This is a genomic window from Frigidibacter oleivorans, assembly GCF_003993775.1.
GTDB lineage: Bacteria > Pseudomonadota > Alphaproteobacteria > Rhodobacterales > Rhodobacteraceae > Frigidibacter > Frigidibacter oleivorans.
Genome location: NZ_RJRZ01000010.1, coordinates 41,797 through 60,967 on the forward strand (window position 1 = coordinate 41,797; position 19,171 = coordinate 60,967).

Genomic DNA, 19,171 nt, shown 5'->3' on the forward strand with positions numbered 1-19,171 from the left:
TGGCGGAACGGCTGGGGGCGGTGCCGGACCCGGACGCGGCCCGCCCCGATCCGGGCGATCTGGTCTATCGCCACCCCCGTCCCGATCCGCCACCCGGCCTTCCCTCCGGCGGGCCGGGCGGCTATGGCTTGCCGCGCCAGCCCTGACCCGACCCCCGATCCTCCCCCATCGTGCCGGAGCCCCGATGACCCGCATCCTGTCTTCCCTCTCCGACATCGCCGCCGGCTATGACGCGCTGCTCTGCGACCTGTGGGGCTGCCTGCACAACGGCGTCGCCCCCTACCCTGCCGCCGTCGCCGCGCTGCAGGACTTCCGCCGCGGCGGCGGCCGGGTGGTGCTGCTGACCAATGCGCCGCGCCCCAATGCACTGGTCGTCGAACAGCTGGACCGGATGGGCGTGCCCCGCGACGCCTGGGACATCGTCGTCTCCTCGGGCGATGCGGCGCGGGACGCGATGTTCGCGGGCGTGGTCGGGCGCAACGTCTGGTTCCTCGGCCCCGAGAAGGACAAGGGCTTCTTCGCCGTCCCGCCCGAACGCGCGGACGCGCCCCCAGTGGTCCGCGTCGATCTGGACGCGGCGGAGGGCGTGGTCTGCACCGGCCTGTTCGACGACCTGACCGAGACGCCGGACCACTATCGCCTGAGGCTGGAACAGGCGCGCGACCGGGGGCTGAAGCTTCTTTGCGCCAATCCCGACATCGTGGTCGACATGGGCGACAAGCGCATCTACTGCGCCGGCGCGCTGGCGCAGCTTTACACCGAACTGGGCGGCGAGAGCCTCTATTTCGGCAAGCCCCATGCGCCGGTCTACGACCTCGCCCGGCGGCGGCTGGCGGCGGCGGGCGGCCCGGCCGAGCCGCGGCTGCTGGCGGTGGGCGACGGCATCCATACGGATGTCGAGGGCGGGCTGGCGCAGGGGATCGACACGATCTTCGTGACCGGGGGCCTTGCCGCCGAGTCCTTCGGCGCGGATGTCGAGGCCCCCGACCCGGCCCGGCTGGCCGACTGGCTGGCAGCGCGGGGCCTGTCGCCGGCCTATGCCATCGGCCGGTTGCGCTGACCCCTCGGCCCGGGACGGCGCGATCTTGCAACCCGCCCCCGGCTGGGCGATACCTCGGCCCGAGGGCAGCCCGGCCGCATCCGCGCCGGGCGCCAGCGACTGATCCGGCGGGCCTCCCGCCCTGGGGGACGATGCGGACGTTCAGCACATGGACGGGGATTCCGGCCGAGGGCCGGGGCGCCTCGGTGGCGATGGGCAACTTCGACGGGGTGCATCTGGGACATCGCGCGGTGATCGACATCGCGCGGGCCGAGGGCGCGGCCATCGGCGCGCCGCTTGGCGTCGTGACCTTCGAGCCGCATCCCCGGCAGTTCTTCGCCCCCGACGCGCCGCCCTTCCGGCTGATGGACGCGACCAGCCGCGCGCACCGGCTGCAGAAGCTGGCGGTGGAACGGCTCTACGAACTGCCCTTCGACGCCACGCTGGCGGCGATGCCCGCCGAGGCCTTCGTCCGCGAGGTGCTGGTGGGCGGGCTGGGGGTGCGGCATGTGACGGTGGGGCAGGATTTCTGCTTCGGCAAGGACCGCGCCGGCACCGCCGGGATGCTGCGCGACCTCGGCGCCGGAATGGGCTTCGGCGTGACCCTGGCCGAACTGGTGGGCCAGCAGGGGCACGAGATCTCGTCGACCGCGATCCGCGCCGCGCTGGCCGAGGGCCGCCCGCGCGAGGCGGCGGGGATGCTGGGCCACTGGCACCGGATCGACGGCGCGGTGATCCATGGCGAAAAGCGGGGGCGCGAACTGGGCTATCCGACCGCGAACATGGCGGTAGAGGGGCTGCACCTGCCCCGGCTCGGGGTCTATGCGGTGACGGTGGACGTGCTGACCGGCCCGCAGGCCGGCACCTATGGCGGCGCGGCGAGCCTCGGCGTGCGGCCGATGTTCGGGGTCAACGCGCCGAATCTCGAAACCTTCCTGCTCGACTTCTCCGGCGACCTCTACGGCCAGCAGCTGTCGGTGGGCTTCGTCGAGTTCCTGCGCCCCGAGATGGTCTTCGACGGGCTGCAGGGGCTGCTCGACCAGATGCAGGCCGATTGCGACCGGGCGCGCGACATCCTGTCGGCGCTCTGACGGGGCCGGAGCGGGGGGCGCTGCCCCCCGGCCCGTTCCGGGCCTCCCCCCGGGATATTTTCTAACAGAAGATGGGGCCGCCGCCGCGCGCGGGGACGTGACGGCGGCGGGCCTTTTCTTTCGGGTCCGTTTGCGCCAGTCTCCGCCGCCATGACCCGCCCTGCCCCGCCCGCCTTCCGCCGTGCCGCCCAGCGGTCCGCCGCCCCGCGCCCCCGCTTCTGGGAACTGCCGCTCGCCCGGCTGACCCCGGTCGAATGGGAGGCGCTGTGCGACGGCTGCGGCAAGTGCTGCCTGAACAAGATCGAGTTCGAGGATACCGGCGAGGTTGCCTTCACCAACCTCGCCTGCCGGCTGCTGGACGGCGAGAGCTGCCGCTGCTCCAACTACGAGATCCGCCACCAGTTCGTGCCCGACTGCGTGCGGCTGACGCCCGGCAGCATCGGCGACATCGCCTACTGGATGCCCTCGACCTGCGCCTACCGGCTGCGGCACGAGGGCCGGCCCCTGCCCGGCTGGCACCCGCTGCTGACCGGCGACCCCGACAGCGTGCATGCGGCCGGCCAGTCGATGCGCGGCCGCACCGTGCCGGAATTCGAGGTCCCGGAAGAGGACTGGGAAGACCACATCATCGAAGACCTGTGAGAAGGCCACCATGACCGCGACCGATACCCCGCCGATGAACTTCGCCTCCGACAACACCTCGGCCGCGGCGCCCGAGGTGATGGCGGCGCTGGTCGCCGCCAACAGCGGCGCGGCGATGCCCTATGGCAATGACGCGATCATGGACCGGGTGCGGGCGGCGATCCGCGACTTGTTCGAGGCGCCCGAGGCGGCGGTCTATCTGGTGGCGACCGGCACCGCGGCCAATGCGCTGTCGCTGGCGATCCTGACCCAGCCCTGGGGCGCGGTCTTCTGCCATCGCAACGCCCATATCGAGGAAGACGAATGCGGCGCGCCGGAATTCTATACCGGGGGGTCCAAGCTGGTGCTGGTCGATGGCCCCCATGCGCGGATGACGCCCGAGGCGCTGGACCGCGCCATTGCCTTCACCGGGCGCGGCGGCATCCATAACGTCCAGCGCGGCATGGTCAGCCTGACCAATGCCACCGAGAACGGCACCGTCTATTTCCCGCGCGACGTGAAGGCGCTGGCCGATGTGGCGCGGCGCTATGGCCTGCCGGTGCATATGGACGGGGCGCGCTTCGCCAACGCGATCGTGGCGACCGGGGCCAGCCCGGCCGAGATGACCTGGCGGGCAGGGGTGGACGTGCTGTCCTTCGGCGGCACCAAGAACGGCTGCATGGGGGTCGAGGCGGTGGTGATCTTCAATCCCGCCCGCGCCCGCGAGTTCGAGCTGCGGCGAAAGCGCGGCGGGCATCTCTTCTCCAAGCACCGCTTCCTGTCGGCGCAGATGGAGGCCTATCTGGCCGATGGCCTGTGGCTGCGGCTGGCGCGGCAGGCCAATGACGCGGCGGCGCGGCTGGCGCAGGGGCTGATGGCGATACCGGGGGCGAGCCTCGTGCATCCGGCCGAGGCGAATGCCGTCTTCGCCGCCTTCCCCCGCGCGGCGCATCGCCGGGCGCAGGCGGCGGGCGCGGCCTATTACCTGTGGCCGGGCGACCAGTCGATGGAGGGGCCGGATCACGAGGCGCTGGCGGCGCGGCTGGTCTGTTCCTGGTCCACCACCGCGGCCGAGGTCGAGGGGCTGCTCGCGTCTATCCGCGGCTGAAGAGGTCGCGCAGCAGCCCGGCCAGGGCCGCGGGATGGGTCAGGGGCAGCATGTGCCCCGCCTCCGGCACCACCGCACGGGTCGCCTGCGGTAGCCGCGCCTGCAGCCGGTCCAGCACCGCCGGGATCGAGGCCGGCGAGCGCGCGCCCTCGACCAGAAGCACCGGCATGGTCAGCGACTCGAGCCCGCCGGGCCGCAGCAGGCCGAGGCTGTCGCCCTCGTTCGCGGGCAGGATGGCGAGGATCAGGTGGATGCGGCGGGCGAAGGCCGCGCGCTGCGGCAGGGGCAGATCCTCCCATGCCGCGCCATTGCCCCAGACCGCCATGAAGGCGCGGGCCGCGGCCTCGCGGTCGCCGGCCTCCCAGGCCGTGGCGAAGCCGGCCATCGCCGCGCGGTAGGCGTCCCAGTCGGGGCTGTCGCGCAGGGCCGCGAACAGCACCGGTTCGATCAGCGTCAGGCTGCGCACCGCACCTGGCCGGGCCAGCGCCGCGCCGAGCGCCGCCAGCGCGCCGAAGGAATGGCCGATCAGGTCCACCGGCCCCTCTGCCGCGTCGAGCCGCGCCAGCGCGCCCGCGACCGCAACCTCTGCAAAGCCGCCCTGATCCGCCGTCCAGTCCGGCGAGGCGCCATGGCCGGGCAGGTCGATGGCCTCCACCGTCAGGTCGGACGCCATGATCTGCATCAGCGGCCCCCAGGCGAAGGCATTGGCCAGCGAGCAATGCACCGCCACCCCCGGGCGCGGCCCCTGCCCCAGCCGGTGGCAGGCCAGCGCATCGGCAGCGGGCAGGGTCGGGGCGAGGGTCGGCGCAAGGGTCATGGGGGCTGTCCTTCCGGCCGTCGCGGCGGCCGGGCTGGCGACGGTTTGCGGCAAGGCTAGCCCGGTGCTAAGGCGGGGGCAATGTCGCGAATCCGTCACGCGACGCTGCCCCCGCCCTGTCCCTGCTGCCAAGGATCGCCCCATGCCCGTGATGACCGAGCCGAAACTGATTTCCGGCAATGCCAACAGACCGCTGGCGACCTCGATCGCGCGGCGGATGTCGATGCATCGGGGCATGTCCGTGGGACTGGTCGAGGCCCGGGTGGAACGGTTCAACGATCAGGAGATCTTCGTCGAGGTCTACGAGAATGTCCGCGGCGAGGACATGTTCGTGATCCAGCCGACCTCGAACCCCGCGAACGACAACCTGATGGAACTGCTGATCATCACCGACGCGCTGAAACGGTCCTCGGCGGCGCGGATCACGGCGGTGATCCCGTATTTCGGGTATGCGCGGCAGGACCGCCGGTCGAAGGCGCGCACCCCGATCTCGGCCAAGCTGGTGGCGAACCTGCTGACCACGGCGGGGGTGGACCGGGTCCTGACGCTGGACCTGCATGCCGCGCAGATCCAGGGCTTCTTCGACATCCCGGTGGACAACCTTTATGCCGCGCCGGTCTTCGCGCTGGATATCGAGCACAACTTCAAGGGCCGGATGGACGACCTGATGATCGTCTCGCCGGATGTGGGCGGGGTGGCCCGCGCGCGCGAGATCGCCAAGCGGATCAACGCGCCGCTGGCCATCGTCGACAAGCGGCGCGAACGCGCCGGCGAGGTGGCCGAGATGACGGTGATCGGCGATGTCGAGGGCAAGACCTGCATCATCGTGGACGACATCTGCGACACGGCGGGGACGCTGTGCAAGGCGGCCGAGGTGCTGGTCTCGGCCGGCGCGGCCGAGGTGCACAGCTATATCAGCCATGGCGTGCTGTCGGGTCCGGCGGTGGAACGCATCTCGAAATCGGTGATGAAGAGCCTCGTGATCACCGATTCCATCGAGCCCACCGCCCCGGTCAAGGCCGCGCCGAACATCCGCATCGTCCCCACCGCCCCGATGTTCGCGCAGGCGATCCTGAACACCTGGAACGGCACCTCGGTCAGCTCGCTGTTCGAGACGGATACGCTGGTGCCGATCTACGAGGGGCTCTATTCGCGGGAGTGAGGCTTACTCCTCGAGCGCCTGCAGCAGATGCTGCCGGTGGTGCAGGATCCTGAGGACCGACACCGGCTCGTCGCGGTAAAGAATGACATGGGCGCCGCAGGGATGCAGGCGCAAGCCATGGGCAACGTCGCGGCGCAGCCGGTTCATTCGGGGATTGGCCGCAATCAACTCCATCGCCGCGATCAGGCGGTCGTAATAGGCGCCCGCCACGGCCCTGCCCCACCGCTGTTCGCCCGTCAGCCAGATGTCGCGCAGATCGGCAGCAGCCGCGCGGGACAGGCGATAGTCAGGCATTCCGGTTCATCAGCGCCTTGCGAAAAGCCGCGGGATCGAAATCCTCGACGAAGCCGCCCGCCTCTGCCTCTTCCGCCAGCCGACGCAGGGCTTCGCCCGCGGAACGCCTCTCCTGATCTCGGCGGATCAGGTCGCGCATGTAGTCGCTGGCATTGGCATAGCGGCCGCTGGCGGCCTGTTCCTCGACCCAGTCGCGCATCTGCTGCGGCAGGGAAATGTTCATGCTGGCCATAGGGCACCTCCGCTTATGGCAAGCTATGGCAAGGATTGCCATCCTGCAAGCCGCCCGCCGCGTTCAGGCCACGTCCCAGTCGTCCTCGTCCGGCAGCTCGCCGATCGCCAGCCAGTCGGCCCGCAGCCGGGCAACGCGGCTGTCGCCCCAGGTGCGGAAGACGAGGGTGAAGCCGGCGGCGGTGACGGCCTCGGCGGTCAGGTCGCAGCGCTGGTTGGTGCGGCGGTCGCTGTCCCACATCGTGACGGCGACCTGAACCGCCGGCGGGCGGGCGAAGGCCGCGGCGAAGCGGACGCCCTGGCGGCTTTCGCGCGGGCCGGTGCCCGTCCACATCGGCCCGCCGGATTCGAAATCGGAAAACATCAGGACCGATCCCTGATCGACGCCGATCAGATGCTTGTTCAGGCGGCGCATCGTCCCTCCCGCGCGACGGTGGCAGACCGCGATCATGCCGCGCAACCGCCCGGCTAGGAAGGGCCCCGAAACGCGAAAAGCCCCGGATTGTCCGGGGCTTTTCAACAGAACTTCAGAAGATGTCAGAGCGAGGCCTGGTTCGGGTCCAGACCGATATGGGTGCCCACGGCCACCATGTCGGCCAGAAGTTTTGCCGCCGCCTCGACCGCGCCCTCGGCCCCGGTGTGGTGGGCTTCCTCATGGGCGCGCTTCGCCTCGGCCAGCATCTCGGCATAGACGGTCTGCGTCATCTCGTCGGTCGGAAGGCTGCGTTCGGCCAGGACCGAGACGCTGTCGCCGCCCACTTCGGCGAAGCCGCCGGTGACCAGATAGTCTGCCGTCCCTTCGGCCGAGACGACGGTCAGGATGCCCGGCCGCAGGGTCGTTATCATCGGCGCATGGCCCGGCATCGCGGTGAGATCACCCTCGCTGCCCGGGATGCGCACCTCGCGCGCCTGCACGGAAGCGAGCTTCCGTTCCGGCGAGACGAGGTCGAACTGCATCGTGTCGGCCATGTCGCCCCCTTACGCCGCGGCCGCGGCGAGACGCTCGGCCTTGGCCACGACTTCCTCGATGCCGCCGACCATGTAGAAGGCGGCTTCGGGCAGATGGTCATACTCGCCGGCGACGACCGCCTTGAACGACTTGATCGTGTCTTCCAGCGGCACCTGCTTGCCGTCGGCGCCGGTGAAGACCTTCGCCACGTCGAAGGGCTGGCTGAGGAAGCGCTGGATCTTCCGGGCGCGGGCCACGGTCAGCTTGTCCTCTTCCGACAGTTCGTCCATGCCGAGGATGGCGATGATGTCCTGCAGCGACTTGTAACGCTGAAGGATGTTCTGCACCGAACGGGCGACGCCGTAATGCTCTTCGCCGACGATCGTCGGGTCCATCAGGCGCGAGGTCGAGTCGAGCGGGTCCACGGCCGGGTAGATCCCCAGTTCCGAGATCGCGCGGCTGAGCGTGGTGGTCGCGTCGAGGTGGGCGAAGGAGGTGGCCGGCGCCGGGTCGGTCAGGTCGTCGGCCGGCACGTAGATCGCCTGCACCGAGGTGATCGAGCCCTTCTTGGTCGAGGTGATGCGTTCCTGCAGCGCGCCCATGTCGGTGGCCAGCGTCGGCTGGTAGCCCACGGCCGAGGGGATACGGCCGAGCAGCGCCGACACTTCCGACCCCGCCTGGGTGAAGCGGAAGATGTTGTCGACGAAGAACAGCACGTCGGTCCCCGACATGTCGCGGAACTGTTCGGCCAGCGTCAGGCCGGTCAGCGCGACACGGGCGCGGGCGCCCGGCGGTTCGTTCATCTGGCCGTAGACCAGCGCCACCTTGGATTCCGCCAGGTTCTCGGTGTTGATGACGCCCGACTCGATCATCTCGTGATAGAGGTCGTTGCCCTCGCGGGTGCGTTCACCGACGCCCGCGAACACCGAATAGCCCGAGTGCACCTTGGCGATGTTGTTGATCAGTTCCATGATCAGAACCGTCTTGCCCACGCCGGCGCCGCCGAACAGCCCGATCTTGCCGCCCTTGGAATAGGGGGCCAGCAGGTCGATGACCTTGATGCCGGTGACGAGGATCTCGCTTTCCGTCGACTGTTCGGCGAAATCCGGCGCCTGCTGGTGGATGGCGCGGGTTTCCGTCATCGCGACGGGGCCCTTCTCGTCCACCGGCTCGCCGATGACGTTCAGGATCCGGCCCAGCGTCGCGTCGCCCACCGGCACGGTGATCGGCGCGCCGAGGTCGGTCACGGGGGCGCCGCGGACCAGACCTTCGGTCGCGTCCATCGCGATGGCGCGCACGGTGTTCTCGCCCAGGTGCTGGGCCACTTCCAGCACCAGACGCTTGCCGTTGTTTTCGGTTTCCAGCGCGTTGAGGATCGCCGGAAGATGGTCATCGAACTGCACGTCGACGACGGCGCCGATCACCTGCGTGACTTTGCCAGTTGCTTTTGCCATGTGGTTTCTCCGGTTCCGTCAGAGCGCCTCGGCGCCCGAAATGATTTCGATCAGTTCCTTGGTGATCGCAGCCTGACGCGAGCGGTTGTAGACGATCGTCAGCTTGTTGATCATCTCGCCCGCGTTGCGGGTGGCGTTGTCCATCGCGCTCATCCGCGCGCCCTGTTCCGAGGCGGCGTTTTCCAGCAGCGCCGCAAAGACCTGCGTCGCCACCGAGCGCGGCAGCAGGTCGGCGAGGATGCCTTCCTCCGACGGCTCGTAGTCGTAAAGCGCGGATTCGCCCCCGGCGGCGGCGGTGTCGATCTGGGCCGGAATGATCTGCTGCGCGGTCGGGATCTGCGAGATGACCGACCGGAAGCGGTTGAAGAAGATCGTCGCCACATCGAATTCGCCGGCGTCGAAGCGGGACAGCACGTCGCGGGCGATCCGCTGCGCCGTGTCATAGCCCAGCTTCTTGACCTCGCTCAGGTCGACATGCTCGACGAACAGCTGGCCATAGTCGCGCTTCAGCTGTTCGCGGCCCTTCTTGCCGACGGTGATGATCTTCACCGTCTTGCCGGCCGCCAGCAGTTCGGCGATCCGCAGGCGGGCCAGACGCACGATCGAGGTGTTGAACCCGCCGCACAGCCCGCGTTCCGAGGTCATCACCACCAGCAGATGCACCTGGTCGCGGCCGGTGCCGGCCAGAAGGCGCGGCGCGCCTTCCGAACCCGCGACCGAGGCGGCCAGACCCGCGACCACCGCATCCATGCGTTCGGCATAGGGACGGGCGGCCTCGGCGGCCTCCTGCGCGCGGCGCAGCTTTGCCGCGGCGACCATCTGCATCGCCTTGGTGATCTTCCGCGTGGATTTCACGCTTCCGATCCGGTTCTTCAGATCCTTAAGGCTAGGCATAACCCTGTCCTCTCCCCCGCTCAGGCGAAGGTCTTGGCGTACTCGTCCAGCGCGGCGCGGATCGACTTTTCAAGGTCGCCCGCCACCTTGCGGTCGTTCTGGGTGATGTCGTCCAGCAGGTCCCTGCGGTTGTTGCGCAGATAGGCCAGCAGGCCCGCTTCCCAGCGGCCGACATCCCGGACCGGAACGGAGTCGAGATAGCCCTTGGTGCCCGCGAAGATGACCACGACGATCTCGGCATTGGTCATCGGCGAATATTGCGGCTGCTTCATCAGCTCGGTCAGGCGCGCGCCGCGGTTCAGCAGTTTCTGCGTCGCCGCGTCGAGGTCCGAGCCGAACTGCGCGAAGGCCGCCATTTCGCGGTACTGCGCCAGTTCCAGCTTCACCGGGCCGGCGACCGACTTCATCGCCGAGGTCTGCGCCGACGAACCCACGCGGCTGACCGACAGGCCGGTGTTCACCGCCGGACGGATGCCCTGGTAGAACAGTTCGGTCTCGAGGAAGATCTGGCCGTCGGTGATCGAGATCACGTTGGTCGGGATATAGGCCGACACGTCGCCCGCCTGCGTCTCGATGATCGGCAGCGCGGTCAGCGAGCCGGCGCCGAAATCCTCGTTCAGCTTGGCCGAACGCTCCAGCAGGCGCGAGTGCAGGTAGAACACGTCGCCCGGATAGGCTTCGCGCCCCGGCGGACGGCGCAGCAGCAGCGACATCTGGCGGTAGGCGACCGCCTGCTTGGACAGGTCATCATAGATGATCAGGCCGTGGCGGCCGTTGTCGCGGAAGAATTCCGCCATCGCGGTCGCGGCATAGGGGGCGAGGAACTGCATCGGCGCCGGGTCAGAGGCGGTGGCGGCCACGACGATGGTATAGGCCATCGCGCCGGTTTCCTCGAGCTTCTTCACCAGCTGGGCGACGGTGGACCGCTTCTGCCCCACGGCGACATAGATGCAGTAGAGCTTCTTGCTCTCGTCCGAACCGGCGGCCTCGTTATAGGACTTCTGGTTCAGGATGGTGTCCAGCGCGATGGCGGTCTTGCCGGTCTGCCGGTCGCCGATGATCAGCTCGCGCTGGCCGCGGCCCACCGGGATCATCGCGTCGATGGCCTTCAGGCCGGTCGCCATCGGTTCATGCACCGACTTGCGCGGGATGATGCCCGGGGCCTTCACGTCGGCGATCCGGCGTTCGGCGAAGGCGATCGGGCCCTTGCCGTCGATCGGGTTGCCGAGCGCATCGACCACCCGGCCCAGCAGGCCGTCGCCGCAGGGCACGTCCACGATGGACTGGGTACGCTTGACGACATCGCCTTCCTTGATGTCGCGGTCCGACCCGAAGATCACGATACCGACGTTGTCGACCTCGAGGTTCAGCGCCATCCCGCGGATGCCGCCGGGAAACTCGACCATCTCGCCGGCCTGGACGTTGTCGAGGCCGTGGACACGGGCGATACCGTCACCGACCGAGAGCACGCGGCCCACTTCGGCGACTTCCGCTTCCTGACCGAAGTTCCGGATCTGCTCCTTGAGGATCGCAGAGATCTCGGCTGCTTGGATTCCCATTATCCGACCTCTTTCATGGCATTCTGGAGGGACGCGAGCTTCGAGGCGACCGAGGTGTCGATCATCTTCGAGCCCAGCTTGACGACGAGACCGCCGATGAGGCTTTCATCGACGGTCGTGTTCAGTTTCACGGTCTTGCCCGCGGTCTTCGACAGTGCCTCGGCCAGGCGGCCGGACTGCGCCTCGGTCAGCGCGACGGCGCTGCGCACCTCGGCGGTGGCCTCGCCCTTCTCGGCCGCGATGCGGTCCTGCAGCGCGGACAGCAGCTGCGGCAGCACGAACAGCCGGCGCTTGCCGGCCATCAGCGCCAGGGTATTGGCCAGGATCTGCGACAGGCCCATTCGCCCGGCGATGGCCGCGATCGCCCGCCCCTGCTCGTCCCGGCCATAGACCGGCGAGGAGATCAGGTCGCGGAACTCGGCGCTGTCCTTCAGCGTCTCTTCGAGGGCGGCGACATCGGCTTCCAGCGCCGCAAGGCTGCCGCCGTCGCGGGCGAGGTCGAAAACGGCCGTCGCATAGCGCGAGGCGATGCTTGCGGAGATCGAAGCTGGTTCGGACACGTCCACCCTTCCGATGTCATTGCCCGCGGCCCGCCGCGGCGGACGTAGGGCGACCCGTGGCACGCGCGGGCCGCGCGCACCTCAATTCCGGCGCGGGTGTAGCAGACCGCCGCCCCTGCCGCAACCGCGAAGGTCAACAGCTTGTTACCACGAAAAGCCTTGTTTTGTTCGGGTTTTGATGCTCCGGCGCCGGGGGCCGGAAATGCGGCCGCGGCTGTGGGCGCTAACGCCCCCGATCCTGCCCGCCCCGGCGGACCGCGGCCGGGGAAAGCCGGTGGCCGGCGGGCGGTTTGATTCCCCGCCCGGGCCGCGGGACGGGGCTGGCGGGGTCAGCGCGGGGTCGCGCGGCTGCCGGCGGGCATGCCGGGGCTCGGCACCGGCTGACCCACGCCTTCCAGCACCTTCAGCGGCTTCTTCACCACCTCGGCCAGGCCGCCCTTGGTGGGCGCGTGAACCTGTCGCGAGGCCTCGACCAGCAGCACCCCGCCCGCGAAGACCGACGAGATGCGCCCGCCCAGCCGTTCCCAGACCGGGGCCGAGCGCAGCCAGAACCGGCGCGAGGTGGGGGGGATGTAGAGCGCCGCGAGATGGCGCTCGACGGCGAAGCCCGCGCGGCGCAGCTGCGCGTCGAGCTGGCCCAGCGTGTAGGGCCGGCCGAAGCCGAAGGGCGTCGCATCGCGCCTTGCCCACATGCCGGCCCGGTTCGGCACGATGAAGACCGCCCGCCCCCCCGGCCCCAGCACGCGCCGGCATTCCTCCAGCAGCGCCGTGCCGCGTTCCGAGGTTTCCAGGCCGTGCATAAGCACCAGCTTGTCCACCACGCCGGTATCCAGCGGCCATTGCACCTCTTCGCAAAGGACCGAGACGTTATCCATCCCGGCGGGCCAGGGCATCACCCCCTGCGGCCCCGGCATCAGCCCCACCACCCGCCGCGCCCGGCCCAGATAGGGCCGCAGCAAGGGCACCGCGAAGCCGAAGCCCGCGACAGTCTGCCCCTGCGCCTCGGGCCAGAGCGTCAGCAGCCGGTCGCGGACCGCCTTCTGCGCGACACGGCCGAGCGGCGTGCGGTAGTAGAAATTCCGCAGGTCGAGAACGTCGAGATGCATTGCGCCGGCCGGACCCCTTGGGCATTGTCGGCCCCCAGTCTAGCCGGATCGGAGCGGAACGCCATGCATGAGCTGCAGACCATCCCCTGCCTGACGGACAACTACGTCTTCCTGCTGCACGACCCCGCCTCGGGCGAGACCGCCTGCGTCGATGTGCCCGACGCGGCGCCGGTGCTTGCCGCGCTGCGGGAACGGGGCTGGCGGCTGACCGACATCCTGCTGACCCATCACCACGACGACCATATCCAGGGCGTGCCGGAACTGGTTGCGGCCACCGGCGCCCGCGTCACCGGCGCCGCCGCCGATGCCCACCGGCTGCCGCCGCTCGACCGCGCCGTGACGCCGGGCGAGCGCTTCACCCTGTGCGGGACCGAGGCGCGGGTGATCGACGTTTCCGGCCATACCGTCGGGCATGTCGCCTATCACCTGCCCGGCCCGGCGCTGGCCTTCACCGGCGACAGCCTGATGGCGCTTGGCTGCGGGCGGCTGTTCGAAGGCACCGGCCCGATGATGTGGGACAGCCTCTGCCGGCTGCGGGCGCTGCCGCCCGAGACGCAGATCTGTTCCGGCCACGAATACACCCAGTCGAACGCCCGCTTCGCGCTGACCATTGAACCGGAAAATCCGGCGCTTATATCCCGGGTCGCCGCGATCGGGGCGGCGCGCGCCGAAGGCCGGCCCACCGTCCCGTCGATGCTGGGCGACGAGCTGGAGACCAATCCCTTCCTGCGGGCGGACCTGCGCCAAGTGAAATCCGCGCTGGCCATGGCCGATGCAGCGGATGCCGAGGTTTTCGGCGCGATCCGGGCGAGGAAGGACCGCTTCTGACGGTTTTCTGGCCGGTCGCCGTCTGCGGCGGACCCGGGCGGGCGCCCCAGTCGTTCACATTTTGCGTCGGTCCCGACAGGACCGACCAAATCGGCGAGAAAGCACTTGAAGCGCGGCGGTTTCCACCGAACTTTAAGATCATGAGGCCACGGTCGGAGTGACCGGCCCCGCACCACCACCGCGCCGGCCAAGGGGCGGGAAGGGACGGGCTCTCCGACGCTGAGGAAAGGAGCACGCAGGTGCCGTCGTTCTCGAACACTCTCGAACAGGCCATTCACGCCGCGCTCGCGCTTGCGAACGCCCGGCGGCACGAGCTTGCAACCCTCGAACACCTTCTGCTGTCGCTGATCGACGAACCCGACGCCGCCAAGGTGATGCGGGCCTGCAACGTCGATCTGGACGAATTGCGCCGCACGCTGGTCGAGTTCATCGACGACGACCTGTCCACGCTGGTCACCGATGTCGACGGGTCCGAGGCGGTGCCGACCGCGGCCTTCCAGCGCGTGATCCAGCGCGCGGCCATCCATGTGCAATCCTCGGGGCGGACCGAGGTGACGGGCGCCAATGTGCTGGTCGCGATCTTCGCCGAGCGGGAATCGAACGCGGCCTATTTCCTGCAGGAACAGGACATGACCCGCTATGACGCGGTGAACTTCATCGCGCATGGCGTGGCGAAGAACCCCTCCTTCGGCGAAAGCCGTCCGGTAACGGGCGCGACCGAGGACGAGGCGGAACAGGCATCGGGATCCAGCGCCCCGAACCCGGGCGAGAACAAGGAGTCTGCCCTGGCCAAGTATTGCGTCGACCTGAATGCCAAGTCCCGCAAGGGCGATGTCGATCCGCTGATCGGCCGCGATTCCGAGGTCGAGCGCTGCATCCAGGTGCTGTGCCGCCGCCGCAAGAACAACCCGCTGCTGGTGGGCGACCCCGGCGTCGGCAAGACCGCCATCGCGGAAGGCCTCGCGCTGAAGATCACCCGCGGCCAGACGCCCGACATCCTGGCCGGCGCCACCATCTTCTCGCTCGACATGGGCGCGCTGCTGGCCGGCACCCGCTATCGCGGCGATTTCGAGGAACGGCTGAAGGCCGTGGTGAAGGAGCTGGAGGATCACCCCGACGCGATCCTCTTCATCGACGAGATCCACACCGTCATCGGCGCCGGCGCGACCTCGGGCGGGGCGATGGACGCCTCGAACCTGCTGAAGCCCGCGCTGCAGGGTGGCAAGCTGCGCTGCATGGGCTCCACCACCTACAAGGAGTTCCGCCAGCATTTTGAGAAGGACCGCGCCCTCAGCCGCCGGTTCCAGAAGATCGACGTGAACGAACCCTCTGTCCCCGACGCGATCAAAATCCTGATGGGCCTCAAGCCGCATTTCGAGGCGCATCACGACCTGCGCTATACCTCCGACGCGATCAAGTCGGCGGTGGAACTGGCTGCGCGCTACATCCATGACCGCAAGCTGCCCGACAGCGCCATCGACGTGATCGACGAGGCCGGCGCGGCGCAGCATCTGGTCAGCGAGGGCAAGCGGCGCAAGACGCTGGGCACGAAGGAGATCGAGGCGGTGGTGGCCAAGATCGCCCGCATCCCGCCGAAGAACGTCTCCAAGGACGATGCCGAGGTGCTGCGCGATCTGGAAAAATCGCTCAAGCGCGTCGTCTTCGGCCAGGACCGCGCCATCGAGTCCCTGTCCTCGGCGATCAAGCTGGCCCGCGCCGGCCTGCGCGAGCCGGAAAAGCCCATCGGCAACTATCTGTTCGCCGGCCCCACCGGCGTCGGCAAGACCGAGGTCGCGAACCAGCTGGCCAACACGCTGGGGGTGGAACTGCTGCGCTTCGACATGTCGGAATACATGGAAAAGCATGCGGTCAGCCGCCTGATCGGCGCGCCCCCCGGCTATGTCGGCTTCGACCAGGGCGGGATGCTGACCGATGGCGTCGACCAGCATCCGCATTGCGTGCTGCTGCTGGACGAGATCGAGAAGGCGCATCCGGATGTCTATAACATCCTGCTGCAGGTGATGGACCACGGGAAGCTCACCGACCATAACGGCCGGCAGGTGGACTTCCGCAACGTGATCCTGATCATGACCTCGAACGCGGGCGCCTCCGACATGGCCAAGGCCGCGATCGGCTTCGGCCGCGACCGGCGCGAGGGCGAGGATACCGCCGCCATCGAGCGGACCTTCACGCCCGAGTTCCGCAACCGTCTGGACGCGGTCATCAGCTTCGCCCCGCTCGGCCGCGAGGTGATCCTGCAGGTGGTCGACAAGTTCGTGCTGCAGCTGGAAGCGCAGCTGATCGACCGCAACGTGCATATCGAGCTGACCCCCGAGGCCGCGAACTGGCTGGCCGAAAAGGGCTATGACGACAAGATGGGCGCCCGTCCGCTGGGCCGGGTGATCCAGGAGCACATCAAGAAGCCGCTGGCCGAGGAACTGCTGTTCGGCAAGCTGGTCAAGGGCGGCGTCGTCCGGGTCGGCGTCAAGGACGGGGCAATCGCGCTGGATGTCGAGGAACCGTCGAAGCCGCGCCTGACCGGCCAGAAGCCGCCGCTGCTGACGGCGGATTGACGGCTCCGCTCCGTCTCCGGCAGCATCCCTGAACGAAGAACCCCGCCCGGAGCCGATCCGGGCGGGGTTTCCTTTTGTCCGGGCTGCGGCCCGTCAGGCCGATGTCACCGGCGCCGGTTCTTCGGCGCCCGCAGGCCCGCCCATCCGCGCCATCGCATTGGCGACGATGGCGCCCGAGATGTTGTGCCAGACCGAGAAGATCGCCGAGGGCACCGCCGCGAGGGGCGAGAAATAGGCAGTGGCCAGCGCCGCCCCCAGCCCCGAATTCTGCATCCCCACCTCGATCGCTATGGCCTTGCGCTGCGCCAGCCCCAGCCCGCAGGCCCGCGCCACCCCGAAGCCGATGGCATAGCCGGCAAGGTTGTGCAGCACCACGACAAGGAAGATCAGCGCGCCGGTCTCGGCCAGCCGCTGCTGCGAGGCGCCGACCACGGCGGCGACGATCAGCACGATGCCCGCGACGCTGACCAGCGGCAGCACCGGCACCGCCCGCGCCACCAGCCGCGGCAGCAGCCGCTGCGCCGCAAAGCCGAGCGCCAGCGGCAGGATCACCATCTTCAGGATCGACATCAGCATCGCCATGGCATCGACCGGCAGATACTGGCTGGCCAGCAGCCAGACGAGGAAGGGCGTGACCACCGGCGCCAGCAGGGTCGAGACGCTGGTGCAGGCGACGGACAGCGCCAGATCGCCGCGCGCGAGATAGGTCATCACATTGGACGAGGTGCCCCCCGGGCAGCAGCCGACGAGGATCACCCCCGCCGCGACCTCGGGCGGCATCGGGATCAGCAGCGTCAGCAGCACCGCCACCAGCGGCATGACCAGGAACTGCGCCAGCAGCCCGATGCCCACCACCAGCGGCCGGCGTGCCACCTCGCGGAAGTCGCCGGCCGAAATGGTCAGCCCCATCCCGAACATGATGATCCCGAGCAGCGGCACGATCCACGGCACAAGCTGCCGGAACAGCTCGGGCGCGACATAGCCGAGGACGGCGAAGAGGATGACCCACAGGGCAAAGGTCTTGCCGACGAAGCCCGCGAGCCCGGTCAGGAATTTCATGGGATGCCTCCGGAAGGACGAAAGATTGCGGTGCCGGGGGTAGACCGGTCCCGCCACCCCCGCAACCCGCAAAGGCCCTGCGGACTAGCGCTCCGTCAGCTTCAGCTCGATCCGCCGGTTCGCGGCCCGGGCCTCGGGGCTGTTGCCGCTGACCACCGGGCGCCATTCGCCGAAGCCCGTCGCGGCCAGCCGCTGCGGCGGGAAGCCCAGGTCGTCGATCATGAAGCGCACGACCGACAGCGCCCGCCCCTGGCTCAGTTCCCAGTTGTCGGCGAACTGGCCGTTGCCCGACAGGGGCACGTCGTCGGTATGGCCGTCCACCCGGATGATCCAGTCGATCTCGGGCGGGATTTCCCCGGCGATCTCGTTCAGGATGTCGACCACACCCGCGATCTGCGACCGGCCCTCGGGGGCCAGATCGGCCGAGCCCGGCTGGAACAGCACCTCGGACGAGAACACGAAGCGGTCGCCCACGACGCGGACGCCCTCGCGCCCCTCCAGCAGCTGCGACAGCCGGCCGAAGAATTCGGACCGGTAGCGTTCCAGCTCCTTCGCCTCGTCCTCCAGCCGCCGGCGTTCGGCCTCTTCCAGTTCCGCCCGCCGCTTCTGTTCCGCCGCGACCTGCGCCAGCGCCGAATTCAGCTGGCTGCCCAGCGACTCGATCTGCACCTGCGCCTCGGCATCCTCGGCGGCCGAGGCGTCGAGCATGGATTGCAGCGCCTGCAACTGCCCGCGCAGCGCCGCCACCTGTTCGTTCAGCAGCGCCAGCTTGCGGGCGGAGTCGGCCGAGGCCGCCTCTTCCTCGGCCAGCCGCGCCTGCGCCGTCGCCAGCAGCGCCGCCTGCCGCTCCGCCTCGGTCATCTGGCGCCCGGCCTCGGCCTCGGCGGCGGCGCGCGCCGCCAGCGCGGCGGCCAGATCCTCTTCCAGCGCGGCGCGGCTTTCGGGGTCGGACGCGGCCAGCGCCGCGGCCAGCCGCGCGTCCAGATCGTCGCGCGCGGCCTCGGCGGCGGCGAGCAGCGTCAGCGTGTCCTCGGCCTCCTGCCGGCGCTGTTCCAGCGCCAGCGTCATCGCCGTCAGCTCGTCCTGGGCACCCTTCAGCCGTTCGCGCAGCGCCTGCGCCGCCGCCGCCTCGGCCAGCCGGGCCGCCTCTTCCTCGGACAGCTGCGCCTGCGCCGCGGCCAGATCGGCCTGCGCGGTGCTCAGCGCCGCCGCCGACTCCGCGCCCCGGGCGCGCAGGTCGGCCACCAGCGCCTCCAGCGCCTCGCGCCGGGCGGCGGCCAGACGCGCGGCCTCGGTCTGCGCGTCCACCTCGTTGCGGGCCGAGGCCAGCGCCGCATCCAGCCGGTCGCGTTCGTCGGACAGCGCCGCGACCTCGCCTTCCGCCGCCTCGATCCGGCTGTTCAGCGCCGCGATCTCGCCCTGCGCGCGGTCGCGGTCCGCGATCATAGCCGCCACCTGCGCCTCGAAATCGGTGATCCGGCCCTCCGCCGCGGTCAGCGCCGCGGTCCGGTCGGCCAGCTGCCCGGTCAGCGAGGCGATCAGCGTCGATTGCCGTTCCGCCTCGGCCGTCGCCGCGTCGAGCCCGGATTGCAGCTGTTCCGCCCGCGCCCGTTCCAGCCCCAACGCGTCGGCAAGGCCCGAGACCTGCGCCGACAGCTCGTCCAGTTCGCTGTTCTGGTTGCTGATCTGGTCGCGCAGCACCGATTGCACCACCGTAAAGATGGTGACGATGAACATCAGCACCATCAGCAGCGTCGTCACCGCATCGACGAAGCCGGGCCAGATGTTGGAATGCTGGTTCCGTCCGCGCCGCGACAGGGCCATCG

The 19,171-nt window shown here is 69.5% G+C and carries 19 protein-coding genes; 7 read left to right on the plus strand and 12 right to left on the minus strand.

Annotation, left to right across the window (positions count from 1 at the left end; genetic code table 11):
- The first annotated feature begins 184 nt into the window (after window positions 1-184).
- The 4 genes from EEY80_RS12925 to EEY80_RS12940 all read left to right on the plus strand — a co-directional run bounded on the left by EEY80_RS12925 (window position 185) and on the right by EEY80_RS12940 (window position 3,859).
- Window positions 185-1,060: a TIGR01459 family HAD-type hydrolase gene (locus tag EEY80_RS12925; protein WP_126976995.1), complete on the plus strand. Its 876-nt coding sequence runs from the start codon at window positions 185-187 to the stop codon at window positions 1,058-1,060.
- A gap of 131 nt (window positions 1,061-1,191) precedes the next feature.
- On the plus strand, window positions 1,192-2,130 hold the full coding sequence (locus EEY80_RS12930; protein ID WP_126976996.1) for a bifunctional riboflavin kinase/FAD synthetase: 939 nt from the start codon (window positions 1,192-1,194) through the stop codon (window positions 2,128-2,130).
- 150 nt (window positions 2,131-2,280) lie between these two features.
- Window positions 2,281-2,772, plus strand: a complete 492-nt coding sequence (locus EEY80_RS12935; RefSeq protein ID WP_126976997.1) for a YcgN family cysteine cluster protein — start codon at window positions 2,281-2,283, stop codon at window positions 2,770-2,772.
- A gap of 34 nt (window positions 2,773-2,806) precedes the next feature.
- A complete protein-coding gene (locus EEY80_RS12940) occupies window positions 2,807-3,859 on the plus strand; it encodes a threonine aldolase family protein (RefSeq protein WP_126977170.1) in 1,053 nt (350 codons plus the stop codon).
- On the opposite strand, the gene EEY80_RS12945 is transcribed toward EEY80_RS12940, so the two are convergent.
- Window positions 3,846-4,676 (minus strand): alpha/beta fold hydrolase, encoded by an 831-nt coding sequence (locus EEY80_RS12945; protein ID WP_126976998.1) that lies wholly within the window; start codon window positions 4,674-4,676, stop codon window positions 3,846-3,848. The genes EEY80_RS12940 and EEY80_RS12945 overlap by 14 nt on opposite strands.
- Window positions 4,677-4,818: 142 nt before the next feature.
- Here EEY80_RS12945 and EEY80_RS12950 point away from each other — a divergent pair, with 142 nt between their 5' ends.
- On the plus strand, window positions 4,819-5,838 hold the full coding sequence (locus EEY80_RS12950; protein ID WP_126976999.1) for a ribose-phosphate pyrophosphokinase: 1,020 nt from the start codon (window positions 4,819-4,821) through the stop codon (window positions 5,836-5,838).
- Between the two features lie 3 nt (window positions 5,839-5,841).
- Here EEY80_RS12950 and EEY80_RS12955 read toward each other — a convergent pair whose 3' ends face one another.
- From EEY80_RS12955 to EEY80_RS12995, 9 genes are all read right to left on the minus strand, one after another.
- On the minus strand, window positions 5,842-6,132 hold the full coding sequence (locus EEY80_RS12955) for a type II toxin-antitoxin system RelE/ParE family toxin (RefSeq protein WP_126977000.1): 291 nt from the start codon (window positions 6,130-6,132) through the stop codon (window positions 5,842-5,844).
- Complete coding sequence (locus EEY80_RS12960) at window positions 6,125-6,364, minus strand: type II toxin-antitoxin system ParD family antitoxin (protein WP_126977001.1); 240 nt, start codon at window positions 6,362-6,364, stop codon at window positions 6,125-6,127. The genes EEY80_RS12955 and EEY80_RS12960 overlap by 8 nt, the downstream gene beginning before the upstream one ends.
- 63 nt (window positions 6,365-6,427) lie before the next feature.
- Window positions 6,428-6,778, minus strand: coding sequence for an H-type lectin domain-containing protein (locus EEY80_RS12965; protein WP_126977002.1), 351 nt, complete (start codon window positions 6,776-6,778; stop codon window positions 6,428-6,430).
- 122 nt (window positions 6,779-6,900) lie between these two features.
- Window positions 6,901-7,332, minus strand: coding sequence for a F0F1 ATP synthase subunit epsilon (locus EEY80_RS12970; protein ID WP_126977003.1), 432 nt, complete (start codon window positions 7,330-7,332; stop codon window positions 6,901-6,903).
- 9 nt (window positions 7,333-7,341) lie between these two features.
- Window positions 7,342-8,766 carry a F0F1 ATP synthase subunit beta gene (gene atpD / locus EEY80_RS12975; RefSeq protein WP_126977004.1) on the minus strand — a complete coding sequence of 475 codons (1,425 nt, stop codon included), beginning with the start codon at window positions 8,764-8,766 and terminating at the stop codon, window positions 7,342-7,344.
- An 18-nt stretch (window positions 8,767-8,784) separates the two neighbouring features.
- Window positions 8,785-9,660 carry a F0F1 ATP synthase subunit gamma gene (locus EEY80_RS12980; RefSeq protein WP_126977005.1) on the minus strand — a complete coding sequence of 292 codons (876 nt, stop codon included), beginning with the start codon at window positions 9,658-9,660 and terminating at the stop codon, window positions 8,785-8,787.
- A 20-nt stretch (window positions 9,661-9,680) separates the two neighbouring features.
- Window positions 9,681-11,219 carry a F0F1 ATP synthase subunit alpha gene (atpA, locus tag EEY80_RS12985; RefSeq protein ID WP_126977006.1) on the minus strand — a complete coding sequence of 513 codons (1,539 nt, stop codon included), beginning with the start codon at window positions 11,217-11,219 and terminating at the stop codon, window positions 9,681-9,683.
- The gene (locus EEY80_RS12990; RefSeq protein WP_126977007.1) at window positions 11,219-11,779 is read right to left on the minus strand and encodes a F0F1 ATP synthase subunit delta; all 561 of its coding nucleotides are present in this window, start codon (window positions 11,777-11,779) and stop codon (window positions 11,219-11,221) included. Before EEY80_RS12990 ends, atpA begins: the two co-directional genes overlap by 1 nt.
- 329 nt (window positions 11,780-12,108) lie before the next feature.
- Window positions 12,109-12,885 (minus strand): class I SAM-dependent methyltransferase, encoded by a 777-nt coding sequence (locus EEY80_RS12995; protein WP_126977008.1) that lies wholly within the window; start codon window positions 12,883-12,885, stop codon window positions 12,109-12,111.
- Window positions 12,886-12,948: 63 nt separating this feature from the next.
- Here EEY80_RS12995 and gloB point away from each other — a divergent pair, with 63 nt between their 5' ends.
- On the plus strand, window positions 12,949-13,713 hold the full coding sequence (gene gloB / locus EEY80_RS13000) for a hydroxyacylglutathione hydrolase (protein WP_235829837.1): 765 nt from the start codon (window positions 12,949-12,951) through the stop codon (window positions 13,711-13,713).
- Between the two features lie 239 nt (window positions 13,714-13,952).
- The gene (gene clpA / locus EEY80_RS13005) at window positions 13,953-16,286 is read left to right on the plus strand and encodes an ATP-dependent Clp protease ATP-binding subunit ClpA (RefSeq protein WP_126977010.1); all 2,334 of its coding nucleotides are present in this window, start codon (window positions 13,953-13,955) and stop codon (window positions 16,284-16,286) included.
- A 93-nt stretch (window positions 16,287-16,379) separates the two neighbouring features.
- On the opposite strand, the gene EEY80_RS13010 is transcribed toward clpA, so the two are convergent.
- Both EEY80_RS13010 and EEY80_RS13015 read right to left on the minus strand, forming a co-directional pair.
- On the minus strand, window positions 16,380-17,345 hold the full coding sequence (locus EEY80_RS13010) for a bile acid:sodium symporter family protein (protein ID WP_126977011.1): 966 nt from the start codon (window positions 17,343-17,345) through the stop codon (window positions 16,380-16,382).
- Between the two features lie 84 nt (window positions 17,346-17,429).
- Window positions 17,430-19,169, minus strand: coding sequence for a peptidoglycan -binding protein (locus tag EEY80_RS13015; RefSeq protein ID WP_126977013.1), 1,740 nt, complete (start codon window positions 19,167-19,169; stop codon window positions 17,430-17,432).
- Between the last annotated feature and the right edge of the window lie 2 nt (window positions 19,170-19,171).

Coding starts and splice junctions, on each gene's coding strand:
- EEY80_RS12925 (WP_126976995.1), top strand. CDS start 185: ATGACCCGCATCCTGTCTTCCCTCTCCGACATCGCCGCCGGCTATGAC.
- EEY80_RS12930 (WP_126976996.1), top strand. CDS start 1,192: ATGCGGACGTTCAGCACATGGACGGGGATTCCGGCCGAGGGCCGGGGC.
- EEY80_RS12935 (WP_126976997.1), top strand. CDS start 2,281: ATGACCCGCCCTGCCCCGCCCGCCTTCCGCCGTGCCGCCCAGCGGTCC.
- EEY80_RS12940 (WP_126977170.1), top strand. CDS start 2,807: ATGAACTTCGCCTCCGACAACACCTCGGCCGCGGCGCCCGAGGTGATG.
- EEY80_RS12945 (WP_126976998.1), bottom strand. CDS start 4,676: ATGACCCTTGCGCCGACCCTCGCCCCGACCCTGCCCGCTGCCGATGCG.
- EEY80_RS12950 (WP_126976999.1), top strand. CDS start 4,819: ATGCCCGTGATGACCGAGCCGAAACTGATTTCCGGCAATGCCAACAGA.
- EEY80_RS12955 (WP_126977000.1), bottom strand. CDS start 6,132: ATGCCTGACTATCGCCTGTCCCGCGCGGCTGCTGCCGATCTGCGCGAC.
- EEY80_RS12960 (WP_126977001.1), bottom strand. CDS start 6,364: ATGGCCAGCATGAACATTTCCCTGCCGCAGCAGATGCGCGACTGGGTC.
- EEY80_RS12965 (WP_126977002.1), bottom strand. CDS start 6,778: ATGCGCCGCCTGAACAAGCATCTGATCGGCGTCGATCAGGGATCGGTC.
- EEY80_RS12970 (WP_126977003.1), bottom strand. CDS start 7,332: ATGGCCGACACGATGCAGTTCGACCTCGTCTCGCCGGAACGGAAGCTC.
- atpD (WP_126977004.1), bottom strand. CDS start 8,766: ATGGCAAAAGCAACTGGCAAAGTCACGCAGGTGATCGGCGCCGTCGTC.
- EEY80_RS12980 (WP_126977005.1), bottom strand. CDS start 9,660: ATGCCTAGCCTTAAGGATCTGAAGAACCGGATCGGAAGCGTGAAATCC.
- atpA (WP_126977006.1), bottom strand. CDS start 11,219: ATGGGAATCCAAGCAGCCGAGATCTCTGCGATCCTCAAGGAGCAGATC.
- EEY80_RS12995 (WP_126977008.1), bottom strand. CDS start 12,885: ATGCATCTCGACGTTCTCGACCTGCGGAATTTCTACTACCGCACGCCG.
- gloB (WP_235829837.1), top strand. CDS start 12,949: ATGCATGAGCTGCAGACCATCCCCTGCCTGACGGACAACTACGTCTTC.
- EEY80_RS13010 (WP_126977011.1), bottom strand. CDS start 17,345: ATGAAATTCCTGACCGGGCTCGCGGGCTTCGTCGGCAAGACCTTTGCC.
- EEY80_RS13015 (WP_126977013.1), bottom strand. CDS start 19,169: ATGGCCCTGTCGCGGCGCGGACGGAACCAGCATTCCAACATCTGGCCC.